Origin of the sequence: Pseudarthrobacter sp. SL88, from assembly GCF_026672455.1 — a bacterium.
GTDB lineage: Bacteria > Actinomycetota > Actinomycetes > Actinomycetales > Micrococcaceae > Arthrobacter.
In genome coordinates, this window is the sequence record NZ_JAPPRD010000001.1 from 3,571,751 (window position 1) to 3,590,756 (window position 19,006).

Genomic DNA, 19,006 nt, shown 5'->3' on the forward strand with positions numbered 1-19,006 from the left:
GACGGATCCCGCGCCGGGATCCCACCAGCTTTTACACAGCCAGCTTTTTCGACAAGGAGGACGGAATGCGCAGCTCATTTCGTGCAAGCGCAGCGGCAATGATGGCCGCAGCGGCCCTGCTCACCGCAGGATGTTCCACAGGTTCCGGCACCAGCTCCGTGGAACAGAACACGGATCCAAACCAGAAGGTGGAATTGACCTACTGGGCTTGGGCCCCGAACCTGGACAAGGTGGTGGATCTCTGGAACGAGAAGAACCCCAACATCCACGTCACGGTCAACAAGCAGGACGGCGGCGATCCCGCCATCACCAAACTGCTGACGGCCGTCAACGCCGGTTCCGGCGCGCCGGACCTGATCCAGGCTGAGTATCAGAAGATCCCCACCCTGGTGGCAGCAGATGCGCTGGCAGACCTCTCCGGAACCGACGCCAAGGACACCAAGGACGCATTCCCTGAGGCCGTCTGGGATTCCGTCACCCTTGGTGGTGACGCCCTCTATGCCGTTCCGCAGGACACCGGTCCCATGGCGTTCTACTACCGTGCAGACATCTTCGAACGCCTGGGCCTCGCCGTCCCCACAACCTGGGAAGAATACGCCGCGGCGGCCAAGAAGGTGCACGACGCTGACCCAGAGGCTTACCTGGGCACGTTCTCCTCCAACGACGCCGGCTGGTTCACGGGCATGGCCCAGCAGGCCGGGGCGTCATGGTGGGCCATCGACGGTGACGCGTGGAGCGTCAAGATTGCCGAGGATCCCACAGAGAAGGTGGCCGGCTACTGGGGAGGACTGGTGGAGCAGGGCATCATCGACAACAAGCCCATGTACACCCCCGAATGGAACGCCGCATTGAACAACGGCAAGCAGGTGGGCTGGCTCAGCGCCGCCTGGGCCCCCGGCGTGCTCTCCGGCAATGCCGGCGCAACGGCCGGCAAGTGGAAAGTGGCCCCCATGCCGCAGTGGGATTCCGCCAAGCCCGCCACCGGCAACTGGGGCGGCTCCTCCACCGCTGTGACGTCCCAGTCCAAGAACGTCGCGGCGGCTTCCAGGTTCGCTTCGTGGCTGAATACCGATCCCGAGGCCGTCAAGGCCCTGGTGGACGTGGCCGGCATCTACCCTGCGGACACCGAAGGTGCCAAGACGGCCCTGACCAAGGCGCCGGAGTTCTTCAGCAACCAGCCCGACTTCTACGATGTGGTGGGCAAAGCTGCGCAGAGCGTCACATCGTTCAGCTACGGCCCCAACGTCAACGTTGCCTACAACGCGTACAACGACCAGTTCGCCAAGGCTGCCCAGGCCAAAACCAAGAGTGCGTTCCTGGACGCCGTGGCCGGCATGCAGCAGGTCACCGTTGACGACCTGAGGAAGACCGGCTTCACAGTCAAGTAGTCCCGCCTGCCGGGAGGGTGCCGCGGCGCCCTCCCGGTTCGTTCCCCACCACCCCACCCAAGGAAGTGCACCATGGCAGCGACAGCGACCGCGCCAACCAAGGCGGAAAAGACCGCATCCGCCGGGCCCGGGACTCCCCGGAAGGCCCGGAACTTCAGGCAGCGGGCCATGATCCCGTACGCGATGCTGGCCCCTGGCATTGTCCTGTTCCTGGTGTTCATGGCGGCACCGATCGCCTACACCTTGGTGTTGAGCTTCCAGCAGAAGAAGGTCAGCGGACTGGGGCTGGGCAAGGGCGCACAGAGCACCGTCTTTGCCGGGTTCGACAACTACATCCGCTCCCTGACCGACCCCGAGTTCACCGCCAGCGTCCTCCGTGTCCTCACGTACGGCGCCATCCTGATCCCGCTGATGCTTGGCTTCGCGCTGCTCTTCGCACTCCTCCTGGACTCGCGGCGTACCCGTGCCGGCAACTTCTCCCGCACCGCCATCTTCCTGCCCTACGCCGTGCCGGCCGTGATCAGCTCGCTCCTGTGGGGCTTCCTGTACCTGCCCGGGGTCAGCCCCTTCCACTTCGTGGCGGACAGGCTGGGTATAGCCTTGCCATCGCTGCTGAACCCGGACCTGATCACCTTTGCCATCGCCAACATCGCCCTATGGGGCGGCGTGGGCTTCAACATGATCGTCATGTACACCTCACTCAAGGCCGTGCCCCAGGAAATCTATGAGGCCGCCAAACTGGATGGTGCCTCGGAGATCCAGACCGCGCTGCGCATCAAGATCCCCATCATTGCCCCGTCGGTGGTGATGACGGCGCTGTTCTCCATGATCGCCACGCTGCAGGTCTTCGCCGAACCCACCACGCTCCGCCCGCTGGCAAACAGCCTCTCCACGAGCTGGTCACCGCTGATGCTCGTCTACCGGGACGCCTTCACCCGCAATGACATCTACTCTGCGGCGGCAACCAGCATCATCATCGCCCTCGCCACCTTCGCCATTTCCTTCCTCTTCCTGCGCATTGTGCAGAAGCGGGCCTTCGGACAGGAGAACTGACCATGTCCACTCCCACTGAGATCCGCGAGAAACCGAGCTTCCTTTCCACCGGCATCCTGATCCTCGGGGCGCTGTACTGCCTGTTCCCCGTCATCTGGGTGGTGGCCGCGGCCAGCAAGAGCAGCGACGAGCTCTTCTCCACCTTTACTTTTGCGCCGAGCGTCCACCTGTGGAACAACATCGTGGAGCTGACCGCCTACCGCGACGGCGTGTTCTGGCGCTGGATGCTCAACACCGCCCTCTACGCCGGCGTGGGAGCCCTGCTCTCCACCTGGGTGTCCGCCCTCTCCGGCTACGTCCTGGCCAAATACGACTTTCCCGGTAAGAACGGCGTGTTCAAGGTTCTCCTCATGGGCGTGCTGGTTCCGGGCGTCATCCTCGCCATCCCGCAGTACCTGATGCTGGCCCAGCTGGGCCTGACCAACACGTACTGGTCCGTTCTCCTGCCGCAGATCATCAGCCCCTACGGGATCTACCTGGCCCGCATCTACGCCGCTGCGTCGGTTCCCGGGGATGTGATCGAGGCTGCCCGGACGGAGGGCGCCAAGGACATGTACATCTTCAACCGCATCGCGTTGCCCATGATGCTCCCCGGGCTGGTGACCATCTTCCTGTTCCAGTTCGTAGCCATCTGGAACAACTTCATGCTGCCGTACATCATGCTGGGTGATGACACGCTGTTCCCGTTGACGGTGGGCCTGAACGGACTCCTCAACCAGGGCGCCACCGCCCCGGCGCTGTACACGCTGGTGCTGGCCGGAGCCCTGCTGTCCATCGTTCCGCTGGTCATCATGTTCCTGTTCCTGCAGCGTTACTGGCGCGTTGACCTCGCCGCCGGCGCCGTAAAGGCCTAGGGCTGGATAGGCTCGGATCATGATGCAACCGCAAGGCCGGCCCCGGCCCAAGATTGACGATGTGGCCAGGGAGGCAGGCGTCTCGCGAGGGACAGTTTCGCGGGTGCTCAATGGCGGCCACTGGGTCAGCCCGCCCGCGTTGGCTGCCGTCAACGCCGCCATCAAAAAGACCGGGTACCGCGTCAATCCGCATGCCCGGAACCTTGCCACGAACAAAGCCAACTCGGTGGCGTTCCTGTTGACCGAAACGCACGACCGCCTGTTCGCCGACCCCAACTTCGCCGTCCTGATGCGGGGCGCCGCCGATGCCCTGGCCGTGCACGACATTCCCCTGGTGCTGATCATGGCCGGCACGGAAGACGAGCAGCGCCGGGCCACCGATTTCCTCACCGCCGGCCATGTGGACGGAGTCCTCCTGGTCTCCTCGCATGGCAGCAGGAAGGGCGTCATCGCCGACATCATCGCCGCAGGCGTGCCTGCCATCGCCTGTGGCGTTCCCCTGGGCTTCGAAAAGAAGATGGGCTACGTGGCAGCCGACGACTACCAAGGCGCCTTGGAGCTGCTGGAGTTCCTGGACAACGGCGGCCGGAAGCGGATCGCCACCATCACCGGCCCGCAGGACACGTCCGGCGGCATCCGGCGGCTGGAAGCGTACCGGGCACATCAGGGCGAGGTCTTCGATGAGGCGCTGGTGGCGCCGGGTGACTACAGCCGCGAAAGCGGGGCCAGGGCCATGCGTGAGCTCCTCGCCCGGGTCCCCGACGTGGATGCCGTCTTCGCCGCCAACGACCTTATGGCCCTTGGCGCGCTGGAGGTATTGCACGACGCCGGCCGGCGGGTTCCCGAGGATGTTGCAGTAGTCGGGTTCGACGACATTTCGGCCGCGTCCGCCGCCACGCCGGCCCTGACCACGGTGCGGCAGCCATTCGATCGGATCAGCGAGGAAATGGTGCGGTTGCTGCTGGACGTCATCGCCGGGAAAAACCATGCTGCCATCACCATTCCCACTGAACTGGTGGTACGGGAGTCGGCCTGAAGGGCCAGTATTTCTACAACGTTCTAAATACCCCGCGGCGGGTTCAGAAGACAAGGCTTGTTTTGCCTAACCCCGCAGTCTAGATTGCTGGGGAAGCGTTTTCCCAATTCGAAATTGAAAGGATTCACTGATGAATCCCTCCAAGGCTCCCGCACGCCTCCTGTCGGTCGCCACTCTCGGCCTGGCACTCACCGTAGGCTGCCTCGCAGCCCCTGCTGCCGCCGTCGGGCCTTCCCCCTCCAAGCCCGGCAATCCGGGAATCCAGCTCGACTACCTGGACCGCGGCCTGGTGGCTGCGGGAACGTCCGAAGGTGTGTTCCTCAGCTGGCGCCTGCTCGGCAACGAGGCCACCGGATCCTCAGCAACCGGCCTGACCGGCACGGACTTCAACGTGTACCGGGACGGGCAGAAGGTGGCGACGGTCACGGACAGCACCAACTATCAGGACCCCGCCGGGACCGCCGCGTCGAAGTACCAGGTGCGGGCCGTCGTCGGCGGCGTCGAACTGGACGAAAGCGCCACTGCCACCTCCTGGGGCGGCAACTTCAAGGACATTCCGCTGAAAAAGCCGGCCGACGGCACCACGCCCACCGGCCAGGCCTACACCTACTCGGCCAACGACACCTCCGTGGGCGATGTGGACGGCGACGGCCAGTACGAGTTCATCGTCAAGTGGGACCCGAACAACTCAAAAGACGTCTCCCAGGTGGGCTACACCGGCAACACCTACGTGGACACCTACAAAGCCGACGGCACGCTGCTGCACCGGATCGACCTGGGCGTCAACATCCGCTCCGGGGCCCACTACACCCAGATGCTGGTCAATGATTTCGACGGCGACGGCCGGGCCGAGCTGATGATGAAGACCGCGCCGGGCACCAAGACCACCAACTACAACGCGGACGGCAGCGTGGCCGCGGAATCGTTCATCACCATGCTCCGGTCCGATATCAATGCCGGGTACTCGAACAGCGACGACTACCGGATGAGCGCGGCGGACTACTACCAGCACATGGTGAAGACCTTCCAGGGCTGGACGGAGCACCCCGAGGTGAAGGCCGGAAACTGGCCGGCCACCCTCGAAGAAGCCTTCGGCATCGCGCCGAAGTACAAGTACCCGCTGTCCCAAGCCGATGCCGAGGCGCTGACCGACTACTTCATGGACGTCTACGCCCCCTCGCGCAGCAGCCGGAACAACCTTCGCGCGTTCGAAGGATTCATCGTGTCCGGCCCCGAATACCTGACCGTCTTCGAAGGCGCCACGGGCAAGGAACTCAAGACCGTCGCCTACCAGCCGGGCCGGACCGACGACGGCATGATGTGGGGCGACTACGCCATGGCCCGCATCGAACCGGGCAACCGCGTGGACCGGTTCCTCGCCGGCGTCGCCTACCTGGACGGCAAGAAGCCCGCCGCCGTGTTCGCCCGCGGCTACTACACCCGCACCACCCTGGCCACCTACACCTGGGACGGCGCCAACCTCTCCCCCGTATGGAACGTGGACTCGGGCTGGACTCCCATGACCAACCCGTTCAACGACTCCCCGCACGGCCGGGACGGAACGGACCCGACCCACGGCAAGCTCACCACCCAGGGCTTCCACTCCCTGAGCGCCTCCGACGTTGACGGCGACGGCAAGCAGGAGATCGTCTACGGTTCGGCAACGCTCGACGACGACGGCTCGCTTCTGTACAGCTCGTTCGACACCCTGCCGGCCGGCAGCGCCGCGCCGGGTGAGGAGGCACGCCTGGGCCACGGCGATGCCATGCACGTGGCGGACATCGATCCCAACCGCCCCGGCAAGGAGATCTTCACCGTCCACGAGGGCGGCACGTACGCGCCGTACGGTTACGCCATGCGCGACGCCGCGACGGGTGAGGTGCTGTTCGGCGCCTACTCGGGCAAGGACACGGGACGCGGCATGATCGGCGACGTGGATCCTTCCGTCCCCGGCCTGGAGAACTGGGCGATCGGCATGCAGTCCGCCGACGGCCGCAAGCTTTCCAGCACAAGCCCCGGTACCAACATGAGCATCAGGTGGGCCGCGGACATGACGACGCAGATCGTCAACGGCTCCGGCGACCAGACCCCCACCATCGACGACTGGACGCGGGGCCGCCTGCTGACCGCGGACGGCACGCGCACCAACAACGGCACCAAGGGCACCCCCAGCCTGGTGGCGGACATCCTGGGCGACTGGCGCGAAGAACTGGTGGTCCGCACCGCCGACAGCTCCGCATTGCGGATCTACCTGAGCACCGAGGTGACGGACCACAAGCTCTACACCCTCATGCACGATCCCCAGTACCGTGCTGAGGTGGCCCGGCAGAACACCACATACAACCAGCCGTCCTACACCGACTTCTACCTCGCCTCGGACATGCAGTTCGGCGATGTCCCGCTGCGCGCCGCGTGGCTTCCGGGCAGCGTGAAGGCACTGCAGAATGCGGTGGAGGATTTGGTGGAATCGGGTGAGATCGCGGGCCCGGTGGCCAGCCAGCTCACCGCAGCAGCCCAGCAGGCACAGAAGGCCGTGGAGGACCGGGACGCCGCGAAGGCAGCTCAGGCCATCCAGCGCTTCGTGAAATTCCTGGGCCAGCAGAAAAACCCGGACAAGGTATCCGACACGGCCAGGGCGGTCCTGAACCACAACGCAGGCAACGTCCTCCGCGCATTCGAGAAATAGGGCTTCGCCGCATGAAGCCCATCACGGAAAGGACGGCAGACTGTTAATATGACACTTGCACCTGTTATCGCACTCAACGACGGATACACGATTCCCCAGATCGGTCTCGGCACATGGCCGCTGGACGACGACCAGGCGGCGGCCGCCGTCGTCCAGGCCGTAGAGGCCGGCTACAGGCACATCGATACGGCAGTGAAGTACGGCAACGAACGCGGCGTGGGCAACGGCATTAAGGCCAGTGGCGCTGACCGCGGTGAGCTTTTCATCACCACCAAACTGGATGGCGAGTTCCAAGGGAACGACAGGGCTGTGGAAGGGTTGGAGGGGTCGCTGCAGCGGCTCGGCCTCGACTATGTGGACCTGCTGCTGATCCATTGGCCCTTGCCCGGCAGGGATCAGTTCATCTCCACCTGGAAGACGTTCGAACGCCTCCAGGCAGGGGGAAAGGTGCGGTCCATTGGCGTGTCCAACTTCAAGCCGGCGCACCTGGAGCGGTTGATGGCGGAGACGGATGTTGTTCCAGCCGTCAACCAGATCCAACTGACACCGGCAGTCACCCGGGTGGCGGAACGGGAATTCCATGCAAAACATGGCATTGCCACCGAGTCCTACAGTCCCCTGGGCGGCTCCGGCGCCGGTATCCTGGGCGCGCCGGCCCTGGGTCGGCTGGCGGAAAAACACGGAAAAACGCCGGGCCAGGTGGTGCTGCGTTGGCACGTACAAAACGGATTGGTAACGATTCCGAAGACCGCGAATCCGGACCGGATGCGTGAGAACCTGGATGTCTTCGATTTCGTCCTGGATCCGCAGGATCTCGCGGAATTGACTATCCTCGACGAGGGTCCCGACGCCGGAAACGATTCAGACGTGACAGGGCACTGAGGCAGGCCTGAGCAGCCACTTTCCTCCTCTCCGGGGTTGGCAAATCGATAGTAAGCATGATTACTATTAGGGCAGAGGATGAATTGCCTCCGGAATCCGGGGGCGTCCTTACTTAGGAAGAGGAGCGAAAAATGGGTTTCATTGCATTTCTGATTCTCGGACTTATTGCCGGTGCGATTGCAAAGGCGATCCTTCCGGGACGCCAGGGCGGCGGCTGGATCATCACCCTGGTGCTGGGCGTCGTAGGTGCCCTCCTTGGCGGATGGATCGGCGGCGCGCTGTTCGGCGGCGGACTGCAGGAGTTCTTCTCGCTGCAGACCTGGCTGCTGGCGATCCTCGGATCGCTGATCGTCCTTGCGATCTACGGCATGGTCACTAAGCGCGGTGCGCGCCGCTAACGCAGCGCCCACAGCCAGGAAACCGGCCTGGGGAGGACATCCCCGGGCCGGTTTTCACTTTTCCGGCTACGGCGTTGCAGCCGGGCCGGACCTGGAAACCTTCTTTCGGAGCAGGAGTTCACAATGAAAAACAAGCTTCTTTTGGGTGTTGGAGTTGCCGTCGGCTACGTCCTTGGATCTAGGTCAGGACGCGCTGCCTACGACAAGCTGAAAGCCCGCGCAGCCGGGGTCTGGGACAGCAAGCCCGTACAGGACAAAGTGGCAGTTGCTACCGAGGCCATCAAAGAGAAAGCCCCGGATGTAGCCGACCAGCTGTCAGAGGCAGCCCGGCGTGCCGGAACCGTATTGGGCTCGGCGATGCACCGTGACGACTCCTCCGGGAAGTCCACGCCATCCAGCCACGACACCTCACCAACCACCGGTGTAGCGGGCGGGCTGGGCGGAGACCACATTCCGGCCCACAGCACGCATCCGGAAACCACGAACCTCGGCACCACCAGTGAGGGCAACTCCAAGAGCTAGCCACTCCGCGGGAGCAGGCGCCCCGGGCGAACCCCCGATTGACAAGGGGCTCCCGCCTTCCGTGTGCTACAACTGATTCGCCTTGCCGGCCGTCGCGATCCTTGGGGGACGCGCCGGCCGGCAGCGTGTTTAAGCACCGCCCGCTGCGCCCTGCCCGTACAGCACTGCCTGTTTAGCGCTGCCTGTCTAGCGCTGCCTGTCTGGAACAGCCGTCAGCCGGTCATCGAACCGATCACTCGTGGGCGGCCGACACCTAGGATCCGGCGTCAGGCCATTGGTTGGGGTCATAACCGTTAATCCCCGGCACACGCCGTGCCGGCTGACTATCCATGTTTTCGGCATGCTCAGGGGCAACGGAATCCCCATTCACAGCGGCGTCCTTACCCGACTCCTCAAGGTCCGCCCGGACCGTCTTGCCCCGTTCCTTGCCAGCCATTTGCCACTCCCGGCCCATTGTTGACGAAGGCCCGTCTGCATGACCCACTACGGCAACCCTAGTCCCGGGGGAACGCCGAAATCACTGAATACCATCAAGAAAATGGCAATTTAATTGAGGTTCGGCTGCGCGCCCGCTCCGGCTGCGGGTGACGTGACCAGCCAGGAGACGTGCACGGGCCAGGTTTTCCACATAGGCGTTTGTGGGGGTCCTGATTGTCAGTGCCCTTTGGCAGAGTGGGGTCATGGAAGCCATTGGGGAGAAGCTGACGGAGAGCGAAGACTCTTCGGGCTTCCTGCCGCTGGGCTTCCGCTCCAGCAGTCAGCCTTCCTCCGTGCACGAGACCGGGCCACACGTCCGCGCGACAGCGATCGAGACAGGCCAACAGGTCCGCGCGACAGCGATCGAGACAGGCCAACAGGTCCGCGCAACAGCGCACGACGCCGGGCGGCACGTCCGTGCGACACGGTACCTCCGGCCCGTCCCCGGCTACCCCGTAACGGACCAATCACCGGTGCAACCGCTGGACCCGGCTTTGGACTTGTCTGCTCTGATCGCAGGGGTGGCTGGGGCGGCGGTCGCAGCCCCGGAAGCACTGCATACTTCCTGCTACACCGGGGCGGCCATGTTCGCCGCGGAGGTCGAAGAGCTCGCCCGCTGCGTCGAGTACCTCCAGCTCATTGCCGCCGGGGCCGTGGACCACACCCGCACCCTCGCGATCCACGACGCCGCCGCCCGGGCCACCACCAACCGGAGCGCCCGCCGCACCACCACCGGGGCCAGCACGTGGGACGCCAACGGCACCGAAACCCTCAACGAAACCGACGCCAGCTGGCCCACGCCCACACCCACTGGAGCACCCAACGTGGTGAGGTCCCCGGCCGACGACGGGTGCCGGAACACCGCTGAGTTTCTCCGGCTCCGGCTCCGCATCTCCATCCGCGAAGCCCGCCGCCGCCTCACACTCGCCCAGCAAACCCTGCCCGGCACCACCCTCACCGGCGCACCCACACCGCCACCCCACGAACACCTCGCCACCACCCTCGCACCGGCCGACGCCAGCACCGGCCAGCCCGCCACCACAGCCACACCCCCACACACCATCACCGCACCCGCCGTGTCCTCCCACGCGGCCACCATCATCACCGCCACCCTCCACCGGCTACAACACCAGGCCACCCCCGAAACCCTGCACGGCATCGAACGCCACCTCACCCACGCCGCCACCACCGCAGACCCCGATTTCCTCGCCCGATTGGCCCAACGCCTCACCGAAACCCTCGACGCCGACGGCACCGAACCCACCGAAGAAGCACTCCGCCACACCCAAGGCGCCTTCATCCGCAAACCCCGCCACGGCCTCCACCGCGTAGAAATCTTCGCCACCACCGACCAATACGAACACCTCCTCACCGCCATGAACATCGCCACCAACCCCCGCACCACCACCCCAAACACCAGCAGCAACCGCGGAAACACAGACGGCGCAGTCACCAGTGCCGCAACCACGGTCACCTCACCTAGCGACGGCGCAGTCACCGGAGACGGCAATGCCGTAGAAACCGCCTACCCCGAGGGCACAGACGAAAAGAGCTTCCCGGACCTGGAGCGCCGCACCCGTCCGCAGCAACAACTCGACGGCATCATCACCGCCGTCAAAACCGCCCTCACCACCACCCATTTGCCCACCACCGGCGGCAACAGACCCCAAATCATCGCCACCATCAACCACCACGACCTCTTCCCCGCTGCCGCTCCCGCACCCGCACCCGACACACCCCACACACCGGCCGCGGGAACCTTTGCCTTCACTGGGCCCGTCGCCGCCACCACCCTGCGCAAAATCGCCTGCGACGCCGACATCATCCCCGCACTCCTGGGCACCAACAGCGAGATCCTCGACCTCGGACGCAAAACCAGACTCTTCACCCCAGCTCAACGCGCCTCGCCCTCACGGCACGCGACCAAGGCTGCACCTTCCCCAACTGCACTATCCCCGCCCCCTGGTGCGAAGCACACCACATCACCTACTGGTCACACGGCGGCCGTACCAACACCACCAACGGCACCCTCCTCTGCACCCATCACCACCACCTCATCCACAAAGAACACTGGACCATCACCACCACCGGCGGCATCCCGGCCTTCATCCCCCCACCCCACATCGACCCCACCCAAACGCCCCAACAAAACCACTACTTCAAACCACCACAGTTTTTCCCCCCCAACCGGCAACCAACGGCCCCTGGCCATGACCATGGCAAAGGCATCGGACTAACTCCGAAACATCAGGAGCGCTCGGCCCGCTACCGGTAAAGCGGGTGCAGGGGCCGGTGCAACACGCGACGGTTCGAACGCCAGCCCAATCAAACAAGTCTCTACACAGCCCTTTCCGGCTCCGACGCGACTCCATATGAAAAGTTGGGCGGACGGCCGCCACGACATGACGCATGGCGCTGCCAAAGGCGCCCTAGCTGCGGGCGCTCCCCACCACGACTGTTCCATCGAGTTCCTCTGAATGAACGGTGGTCACAGAGAGCCCTTCGGCGGCCACGAGCGCGGCGGTACCGTCGGCCTGCTGCCCGCTGGTTTCGATGAGAAGATGGCCTTGCGGCGCGAGCCAGTTTTTAACGCCTGCTGCCACACGGCGGTGAAAGTCGAGCCCGTCCGTGCCGCCGTCGAGGGAAATAAGCGGTTCGTGAACGCGCGCCTCCGACGGCATGGTTCTGATGGCATGGGTGGGAACGTACGGTGCGTTGACGGCGAGGACGTCGACCCTTCCTCTAAGACCTCGAGGGAGCGCATCGAACAGATCACCGGCGTGGACGTGGCCTCCAAGAGCCTCGAGATTGCTCCGCGCACACTCCACAGCGACGGGATCAATATCCGCCGCGTGCAGTTCTGCTCGTGTGAATCGTCGTGCAAGGGCCGCACCAACGGCTCCGGAACCGCAACATAAGTCCACCACCACACCACCGAAGAAAGCATTTCCCCGAGGGCCTTGGACCTCTGTGGCGATGCCGGACAAGGAATCACCCGAAACGGCGCCACGTGAAGAACTGCCCTCCCCCGACATCAGCTCAGCGGCAAGCCAAACCAACAGTTCGGTCCGCCGCCGGGGAACGAAAACACCGGGACGGACCGCCATGCGGTGGCCATCGAACTCTGCCCAGCCCAAGATGTACTCCAGCGGAACACCGGCCACCCGGCGCCGCACGCAGTCTGCCAACTCGTCGGGGCTGGCCGCCCGCTCGAGGAGAAGCAGGGCTTCCTCCTCGGCAAACACGCAGCCGGCGGCCCGCAGGGCGTCCGCCACCTCGACGGCCCCCATACGTAACTGTTTCGGACTTCCGGAGGATGGGACAGAATGCAACGTGCTCCCCTTCGGCATGAGTGCGGGCACTAGGGTTGCCCCGCGCCAGGAGACTGGACGGCAAGAGAGGGAACCTGAGACGACAACATCAGCCATCGGATCCACCTCCATCTTCCTGGCTGGAAATTTCATCGTAATTGACGCGACGCCGCCGCGGCAGAGCTGTGTTTATTGGCAGGATGGAGCCATGACATCTGCCTCCGGGACACCTGCCACAGAGGGCCAAGCTCCTCACACCGCCATCATCTGGACTGGCGCTTACACCCCGGACGGCGGCGGACGCGCAGAGGGCATCGGCGCCCTCCGCGCCAACGGGGACGGGAGCCTGGAATGGCTCGGCACGGCAGTGGAGGCCCAGTCGCCGTCATTCGTTGCCGTCCATCCGACCCTTCCCGTGGTGTACGCGGTGGCCGAGCAGCGCAGGATGGTTCAGGCATACCGGCACGTCGGCGGCCACACGCTGGAACCGATGGGCACACCCTGGCCGGCAGGCGAGGCCACCTGCCACGTTGCAGTGGACCCGCAGGGCCGCTTCGTCACCGCGACCTGCTGGGGAGACGGCCAGGTCCTGCTCTATGAACTGGATGCCGACGGCGGGATCACGGAGCGGTTCCCGGCCTCGCCGTCGGTTGATCCGCATGCGGCCCACTCCCCCGATGAACGCCGGCAGAGCAGGGCACATACCAGCCTGACGCTGCAGGACGGGCGGGTCATGACCACAGACCTGGGCCACGACACACTCCGAATCTGGACCTACAAACCCGGAACCGGGCTGGTGGCCGATCATGAAGTCGCCCTGCCTTTCGGCAGCGGCCCCCGGCACCTGGCGCAGCACTCAAGCGGGAACGTGTTCGTCGTCTCCGAATACTCCATCGAGGTCTTTGTTGTCCGGCCGGAAGCCGGAACTTTCGAGCTGGTGTTCCGTGGCCCCGCAACACTGGGAGGTGCCAGGGACGGCGACTCGGCCGCCGAAATCTGCCTCGGCCCAGGCGGCACCTTTGCGTACGCCGGCGTCCGCGGATCCAACCGGATCAGCGTGCTTGAGGTAGGCAGCGACGGCAGCGAACTGCTACCTGTGCAGGACGTGTACAGCGGCGGCGACTGGCCCCGGCACCACCTGGTCCAGGGGCCCTGGCTCCACGTTGCCCACGAGCGCTCCGACAACGTGGCCACTTTCGCCCTTGACCCAGGGACAGGCCTTCCCGGACCGGTGGTCCACAACGTCAAAACTCCTTCGCCCACCGCCCTGGTACCAAACGGCTGACACAGCCGCCGGTTGCCAGGCCAGGCTCGAGACTGCGAAGCCGGTACAAACAGCAGAAGAGAGCTGTCCACTTGGAAGGGAGCACGACGGCGGCCCGGTCACCTTCCGGTACGACCACTCCACCCATGTGATCACCGCCGGATAGCGGCGCTGACCTACCTGTCGGCCGGATGGCCGAGGATGCCGAGCAGCCGCCGGATGGCATCCTCGGCCGTGGGCGGCGGGCCGAACACTGCCCGCTGCCGTGTGGTGTTGGCGACGTAGCGGCCGGTCTGGAACCAGCCCATCATGGACGCCATGTCCGGCACCGTCGGGCTCACCCGTCCCAGCACCACTCCGGCCGTCTTCAGCACCCTCAAGGGCACTGAGCGGACCCGGACCTTCGATCCGCTGAGCCGGCCCATCATGTCCGCCACGTCCTTCATGCGGACCGGCCGGTCCCAGCCGATGTCGATCCGTTCCCCGTCGATTCCCGGAGCATCGACGGCATCTGCCAGGTAACCGGCAAGGTCAGGGGTGAGCACAAAGGTCAGCGGAACGTTGGGCGAACCGAACCACATGAGTTTGCCCTTTGTCACAGGGTCACCGCCGAACCGGGTGACCTGGTCCAGGAAGGCACCCGGCCGCAGCGCAACGAACGGTACGCCGAGGCCCTCGAGCTTGTCCTCCATGAGCTTCTTGTGCCAGAAGTGCGGCACCTGCGGGGTTTCGTCGCAGGTCAGGATGCTGGTGAGGACAAAGCGCCGGACGCCTGCCCGGGCGGCCGCTTCGGCCAGGTTGGCGTTGCCCGTGGTGTCGGTTGCGGGGCTGTCGCCTTTGCGGTGCTTTGTGTAGCCGGCAGCTGAGGTGATCACGGCGTCGATGCCGGCCATGGCCTGGTCCAGTGACCGTGGGTCCATCATGTCGCCCCGGGCAATCTGCACTCCCCGGGATTCCAGCCGCGAGGCATCCGATCCCGGCCGCACCAGGGCGCGGACTTCCTTGCCCCGGTCCAACAGCGCGGTGACCACCTGGCCGCCGAGCATGCCGGTACCGCCAACCACCAGTACTGGTTCGCCGTTCATCGCATTCTCCTCACCGTTGACTAGCCGTGCAGGGCCTCCTCCACCGCCGCGAGCAGCGAGTTGAACCGCGCGTTGGCGGGGAGGTCATCAAGGAACACCGGCTTGCCGTCCGGACCGGCCAGCGGCACCTGCCAATTGGGGTAGAGCTCCTCAGTGGTTCCGGGCTGGTTCTGCACCCTCCGCTCCCCCACCGCATCCACCAGCGCCACGCCCAGCAGCACGGACGGCGTCTGGCTGAGCAGCAGGTGCAGGGCCTCGATGGTCTGCTCCTCCGCGTCTCCGCCGGTGCCGGCTCCGGGCAGGTAGCCGCGTTCGCGGAGCAGCGCGAACATCTTTTCCAGGGACGCGTTGTGCTGGGCACGCTCTTCGGCCTCGGACCGTTCCAGCAGTCCCAGGTGGCTGCGCAACGCCACGTGGTCCCCGGCGAGGTAACCGGCGGTGGGGGGAAGATCGTGGGTGTTGACGCTGGAAAGCGCCTGCGTACGGTACTTTTCCGGCGCAAGGGGGGAATCGCCGTCGTACTCAAACCAAAGAATGGACGTGCCCAGAATGCCGCGTGCGGCAAGGTAGTCCCGCACCCACGGTTCGAACGTGCCCAGGTCCTCGCCGATCACCACGGCCCCCGCCCGGTGGGCTTCCAGGGCCAGGATGCCGATCAGTGCCTCATGGTCGTACTTCACGTAGGCGCCGTCGCCGGGGGCGTTGCCGCTGGGGATCCACCACAGCCGGAACAGGCCCAGGATGTGGTCCACCCGGATGCCGCCGGCATGCCGCAGCACGGTGGCCAGCATGTTCCGGAACGGCTGGTAGCCCGCTTCGGCCAGCTTGGCCGGGTGCCACGGCGGCTGGCCCCAGTCCTGGCCCTGCTGGTTGTACATGTCCGGCGGCGCACCGACACTCGTAGCGGGGGTGAGAACGCCCTTCAGCGTCCAGGCGTCCGCGCTGCTGTGGTCCACGCCGACGGCGAGGTCGTGCACCACGCCCAGCCGCATCCCCGAACGCAGCGCTGCCTGCTGCGCGCTCTCCAGCTGCTCGTCGCAGATCCACTGCAGCCACCGGTGGAATCCAATCCGGTCCGCAAGCCTTTCCCGCAGCGCCTCCGCCTCCCGCGAATCCAAGGAAAACGCCGGGTCGGTCCACATGGGGTCGTCCGGCGCAGCGTCCTCGCGGATGGCTGACCAGAGGGCGAAGTCATCCAGGCCGCTGCCGGAAATACGGCAGAACTCATCGAAGGCGACCTGCCGGGACGGCGACCGGCGCGTGTGGTACAGCAGTTCCAGGGCCTGAAGTTTCGCTGCGTAGACCGCGTCCCGGTCCAGCCGTTCGGCGTCCCTGTTGAGCCCTGCCACTTCGTCGCGGAGCTTCTCCAGCGCGGCACGCTTGCGGGGGCGCAGGTAGGCAAGCTCCGGAATGGCCTCGATCCGGATATAGATCGGGTTGAAGAACCGCCGGGTGGACGGCGAGTACGGTGAGGGCTGCACCGGCGGAACCGGTTCTGCGGCGTGCAGGGGGTTGACGAGCACGTAATCGGCACCGCGGGCTCCACTGAGTGCGGCGAGGTCGGCAAGGTCGGAGAAATCCCCGATTCCCCACGAACGCTTCGAACGCACGGAGTACAGCTGGGTGGCCAGCCCCCAGCCGCGCCGCTCCTCAAGGTCCCGGGCGGTATCCAGCCGGGCGGGCGTCACCACCAGGGTTGAGGTGGCGGTGACGCTCCCGGCTTCCGCGTGCAGCGTATGCCAGCCGAGCGGCAGGTCCTGCGGCAGGGCGAAGGTGGCCCGGCCCATGGCCACGCCGTCCACGTCCCGCTTCTGCACCCACACGTCCTGCTGGGCCGCGTCCACGCTCCCGGCACCGCCTTCAAGGCTGATGCGGAGGCTCACCGGGGCTCCGTCGGGAATATGGACCGGTACCTGCGCCGGCTCACCCTGCTGGATGACGACGGCGGGGGGCAGCGTTTTGCGCCAAGGGGCCAGTTCCGCTTCGGCCAGTCCGGCCCGGATCTGTTCATCAGTGTGGGCCGGCACGCCCAACGCGCCCAGGACCTTCGTCAGGGTCTCGAGGGACACTGCGTGCGGCAATCCGTCCCAACCCTGGAACGACGTGCCCACCCCATGGGCGTCCGCGAGCTGCTGCAGCAGGTGGGCATCCACGGCCGGTGGTTCCGCTGGCGCGTTCCGCCGTAGTAGGTGCTGCTGGTCTGATGCCGTCATGCGTGTCCGCCTCGTCTGGTGTGATGGGCCTGAACTTACGTGCTGCATGTTGCACCGGGCGTTTGCACCCCCGCGCACAACCGTTGGTTCAGATTATTCCAGTGCTGCCGTGGGACGAAACTGCCGACCGAAACCGGCCTGCCCGCCACAAAACGTCACGCCCGCTTCCCTGCGTTACCTCCCGCGTCGAAAAGAGAAGGAACAAGGCGGGATTCTGCCGGGTGGAAGTGAATCTGTGTAGCCTCGTGACGATCGGCGGCACGTAGGCATCACTCGACGATGCGCGGGCACCAGGCAGACAGCAACAGGCATTCACGCATATACGCAACTGGCACGCAGCCAACAGGAGGGAACCGGGGATGAGCCTCAGCGAACTGAGGGTGTTCGGACGTTCGGGCACCCCAATCAGCCAACTCACCCTTGGCACCATGAACTTTGGCGAAGGCGCCGGCGGTCCGCACGGGGCCCCCACCGGCGCGGACGAAAGCATCCGCATCATCCACGCCTCCCTTGACTCGGGCATCACCGCCATCGACACGGCGGACGTCTACTCCCAAGGCGAATCCGAGCAGGTGGTGGGGCGGGCCCTGCGCGGCCGGCGCGACGACGTTTTCCTGGCCACCAAGTTCCACGGCCAGATGAGCGCCAACCCGGCCCATTCCGGCAACTCCCGCCGCTGGATCACGCAGGCAGTGGAGGGTAGCCTCCGCAGGCTGCAGACGGACCGGATCGACCTCTACCAGGCGCACCGGCCGGACTACAACACTGATGTGCTGGAAACCATCACCACCCTCAACGACCTGATCCGGCAGGGCAAGATCCTGTATTACGGCACGTCGGTCTTCACACCCGCCCAGCTGGTGGAGGCCCAGTGGCTGGCCAATACCAACCACCTCATCCCTCCGCTGGGCAACCAGGTGCCGTATTCCATGCTGGTCCGCGGGAATGAACGCGATGTGCTGCCCATCGCCCAGCAGTACGGCCTCGGTGTCCTCGCCTACGGTCCGCTGGCGGGCGGCTGGCTCTCCGGAAGCTTCACCTTCGAGGCCGGCAAGGCCCCCACCCGGGTGCACTCGCTCCCGGGCCGGTACGACATTTCCGGGCCGGCCAGCGAGCGGAAGCTCCTTGCCGCGGATGCGCTGGCCCGGCTGGCGGACAAGCTGGAACTTTCCCTGGTGGACCTGTCCATCGGGTTCGCCCTGACCCACCCGGCCATCAGCAGCGTGATCATCGGGCCCCGCAACGAGGAACACCTGCAGGCCTACCTGCGCGCGGCGGATGTCCGCCTGAGTGAACCGGTCCTGGACGCCATCGACGACCTTGTGCCGCCGGGCACCAACTTCGTTGAGCGGGACGCGGGTGCCATTGTTCCGTCCATCGAGTTCGCGGAATTGCGACGGCGGTAGGCGGCTTTCCGGCGTAGCGTCCGGGGTGCGCCGACCATGGGCGACGCGAGCCCTTGACTCGATGCGGGAAGGCTCTTAGCGTCATAAGCGATACCGCGTCTCATGGAACCCAGGGGCATCCGATGCCAATGTCCGAAGAGGAGCGGAGGCTGCTCAAGGAACTGGAGCTCGGACTGATCGCCGACGATCCCCACCTGGCCATGGAGCTGCTCTCCGGTTACCCGTCCCGCCGTATTCCGCCGGGCCTCGTCCCCGGCTGCCTGGTGTGCCTTCTCGCGTTCGCGATCGTCGCCGCAGGCATCGGCAGCCAGGAGCTTGCCGCCGTGGTGGTGGGCCTTATGCTGCTGGTGCTTGGTAGCTGCCTCCTGCTGAACCGTCCCGCCACCGGGCGCGGTCCGCAGGGTGGCAGGGCTACGGGCTGACTTTCCGCG

At 65.6% G+C, this 19,006-nt stretch carries 15 protein-coding genes and 1 pseudogene; 13 read left to right on the plus strand and 3 right to left on the minus strand.

The window, feature by feature from the left end; all coding sequences use genetic code 11:
• The first annotated feature begins 65 nt into the window (after positions 1-65).
• The 10 genes and pseudogenes from OVA06_RS16150 (at position 66) to OVA06_RS19715 (ending at position 11,571) form a co-directional block, all read left to right on the plus strand.
• Positions 66-1,388: an ABC transporter substrate-binding protein gene (locus OVA06_RS16150; protein WP_268159693.1), complete on the plus strand. Its 1,323-nt coding sequence runs from the start codon at positions 66-68 to the stop codon at positions 1,386-1,388.
• A 72-nt stretch (positions 1,389-1,460) separates the two neighbouring features.
• Positions 1,461-2,441: a carbohydrate ABC transporter permease gene (locus OVA06_RS16155; RefSeq protein ID WP_442793560.1), complete on the plus strand. Its 981-nt coding sequence runs from the start codon at positions 1,461-1,463 to the stop codon at positions 2,439-2,441.
• A 2-nt stretch (positions 2,442-2,443) separates the two neighbouring features.
• Complete coding sequence (locus tag OVA06_RS16160) at positions 2,444-3,295, plus strand: carbohydrate ABC transporter permease (protein ID WP_268159696.1); 852 nt, start codon at positions 2,444-2,446, stop codon at positions 3,293-3,295.
• Positions 3,296-3,314: 19 nt separating this feature from the next.
• Positions 3,315-4,331, plus strand: coding sequence for a LacI family DNA-binding transcriptional regulator (locus OVA06_RS16165; RefSeq protein ID WP_268159698.1), 1,017 nt, complete (start codon positions 3,315-3,317; stop codon positions 4,329-4,331).
• Between the two features lie 130 nt (positions 4,332-4,461).
• A complete protein-coding gene (locus OVA06_RS16170; protein WP_268159700.1) occupies positions 4,462-7,017 on the plus strand; it encodes a rhamnogalacturonan lyase in 2,556 nt (851 codons plus the stop codon).
• Between the two features lie 48 nt (positions 7,018-7,065).
• Positions 7,066-7,899, plus strand: coding sequence for an aldo/keto reductase (locus tag OVA06_RS16175; RefSeq protein WP_268159702.1), 834 nt, complete (start codon positions 7,066-7,068; stop codon positions 7,897-7,899).
• Between the two features lie 131 nt (positions 7,900-8,030).
• Positions 8,031-8,297: a GlsB/YeaQ/YmgE family stress response membrane protein gene (locus tag OVA06_RS16180; RefSeq protein ID WP_056082542.1), complete on the plus strand. Its 267-nt coding sequence runs from the start codon at positions 8,031-8,033 to the stop codon at positions 8,295-8,297.
• A gap of 123 nt (positions 8,298-8,420) precedes the next feature.
• A complete protein-coding gene (locus OVA06_RS16185) occupies positions 8,421-8,819 on the plus strand; it encodes a YtxH domain-containing protein (RefSeq protein ID WP_268159704.1) in 399 nt (132 codons plus the stop codon).
• A 1,061-nt stretch (positions 8,820-9,880) separates the two neighbouring features.
• A pseudogene (locus tag OVA06_RS19710) lies at positions 9,881-11,137 on the plus strand (DUF222 domain-containing protein); the annotation flags it as partial.
• A gap of 140 nt (positions 11,138-11,277) precedes the next feature.
• The gene (locus tag OVA06_RS19715; protein WP_326493594.1) at positions 11,278-11,571 is read left to right on the plus strand and encodes a hypothetical protein; all 294 of its coding nucleotides are present in this window, start codon (positions 11,278-11,280) and stop codon (positions 11,569-11,571) included.
• A gap of 154 nt (positions 11,572-11,725) precedes the next feature.
• Here OVA06_RS19715 and OVA06_RS16195 read toward each other — a convergent pair whose 3' ends face one another.
• Complete coding sequence (locus OVA06_RS16195; protein WP_268159707.1) at positions 11,726-12,586, minus strand: methyltransferase; 861 nt, start codon at positions 12,584-12,586, stop codon at positions 11,726-11,728.
• Positions 12,587-12,815: 229 nt separating this feature from the next.
• On the opposite strand from OVA06_RS16195, the gene OVA06_RS16200 reads away from it, so the two are divergent.
• The gene (locus OVA06_RS16200) at positions 12,816-13,892 is read left to right on the plus strand and encodes a lactonase family protein (RefSeq protein ID WP_268159709.1); all 1,077 of its coding nucleotides are present in this window, start codon (positions 12,816-12,818) and stop codon (positions 13,890-13,892) included.
• Between the two features lie 155 nt (positions 13,893-14,047).
• On the opposite strand, the gene OVA06_RS16205 is transcribed toward OVA06_RS16200, so the two are convergent.
• The gene (locus OVA06_RS16205) at positions 14,048-14,956 is read right to left on the minus strand and encodes an SDR family oxidoreductase (protein ID WP_268159711.1); all 909 of its coding nucleotides are present in this window, start codon (positions 14,954-14,956) and stop codon (positions 14,048-14,050) included.
• Positions 14,957-14,976: 20 nt separating this feature from the next.
• Positions 14,977-17,169, minus strand: a complete 2,193-nt coding sequence (malQ, locus tag OVA06_RS16210) for a 4-alpha-glucanotransferase (RefSeq protein ID WP_268159713.1) — start codon at positions 17,167-17,169, stop codon at positions 14,977-14,979.
• Positions 17,170-17,528: 359 nt separating this feature from the next.
• Between malQ and OVA06_RS16215 the strand changes: the two genes are divergently transcribed.
• Together OVA06_RS16215 and OVA06_RS16220 are read left to right on the plus strand one after the other, a co-directional pair.
• A complete protein-coding gene (locus OVA06_RS16215) occupies positions 17,529-18,575 on the plus strand; it encodes an aldo/keto reductase (protein ID WP_268159715.1) in 1,047 nt (348 codons plus the stop codon).
• Positions 18,576-18,697: 122 nt separating this feature from the next.
• Positions 18,698-18,997, plus strand: coding sequence for a DUF3040 domain-containing protein (locus tag OVA06_RS16220; RefSeq protein WP_268159717.1), 300 nt, complete (start codon positions 18,698-18,700; stop codon positions 18,995-18,997).
• The last annotated feature ends 9 nt before the right edge of the window (positions 18,998-19,006 follow it).

Excerpts from the sequence above, each read along its gene's own strand:
- OVA06_RS16150 (WP_268159693.1), top strand. The coding sequence starts at position 66 with ATGCGCAGCTCATTTCGTGCAAGCGCAGCGGCAATGATGGCCGCAGCG.
- OVA06_RS16155 (WP_442793560.1), top strand. The coding sequence starts at position 1,461 with ATGGCAGCGACAGCGACCGCGCCAACCAAGGCGGAAAAGACCGCATCC.
- OVA06_RS16160 (WP_268159696.1), top strand. The coding sequence starts at position 2,444 with ATGTCCACTCCCACTGAGATCCGCGAGAAACCGAGCTTCCTTTCCACC.
- OVA06_RS16165 (WP_268159698.1), top strand. The coding sequence starts at position 3,315 with ATGATGCAACCGCAAGGCCGGCCCCGGCCCAAGATTGACGATGTGGCC.
- OVA06_RS16170 (WP_268159700.1), top strand. The coding sequence starts at position 4,462 with ATGAATCCCTCCAAGGCTCCCGCACGCCTCCTGTCGGTCGCCACTCTC.
- OVA06_RS16175 (WP_268159702.1), top strand. The coding sequence starts at position 7,066 with ATGACACTTGCACCTGTTATCGCACTCAACGACGGATACACGATTCCC.
- OVA06_RS16180 (WP_056082542.1), top strand. The coding sequence starts at position 8,031 with ATGGGTTTCATTGCATTTCTGATTCTCGGACTTATTGCCGGTGCGATT.
- OVA06_RS16185 (WP_268159704.1), top strand. The coding sequence starts at position 8,421 with ATGAAAAACAAGCTTCTTTTGGGTGTTGGAGTTGCCGTCGGCTACGTC.
- OVA06_RS16195 (WP_268159707.1), bottom strand. The coding sequence starts at position 12,586 with ATGGGGGCCGTCGAGGTGGCGGACGCCCTGCGGGCCGCCGGCTGCGTG.
- OVA06_RS16200 (WP_268159709.1), top strand. The coding sequence starts at position 12,816 with ATGACATCTGCCTCCGGGACACCTGCCACAGAGGGCCAAGCTCCTCAC.
- OVA06_RS16205 (WP_268159711.1), bottom strand. The coding sequence starts at position 14,956 with ATGAACGGCGAACCAGTACTGGTGGTTGGCGGTACCGGCATGCTCGGC.
- malQ (WP_268159713.1), bottom strand. The coding sequence starts at position 17,169 with ATGACGGCATCAGACCAGCAGCACCTACTACGGCGGAACGCGCCAGCG.
- OVA06_RS16215 (WP_268159715.1), top strand. The coding sequence starts at position 17,529 with ATGAGCCTCAGCGAACTGAGGGTGTTCGGACGTTCGGGCACCCCAATC.
- OVA06_RS16220 (WP_268159717.1), top strand. The coding sequence starts at position 18,698 with ATGCCAATGTCCGAAGAGGAGCGGAGGCTGCTCAAGGAACTGGAGCTC.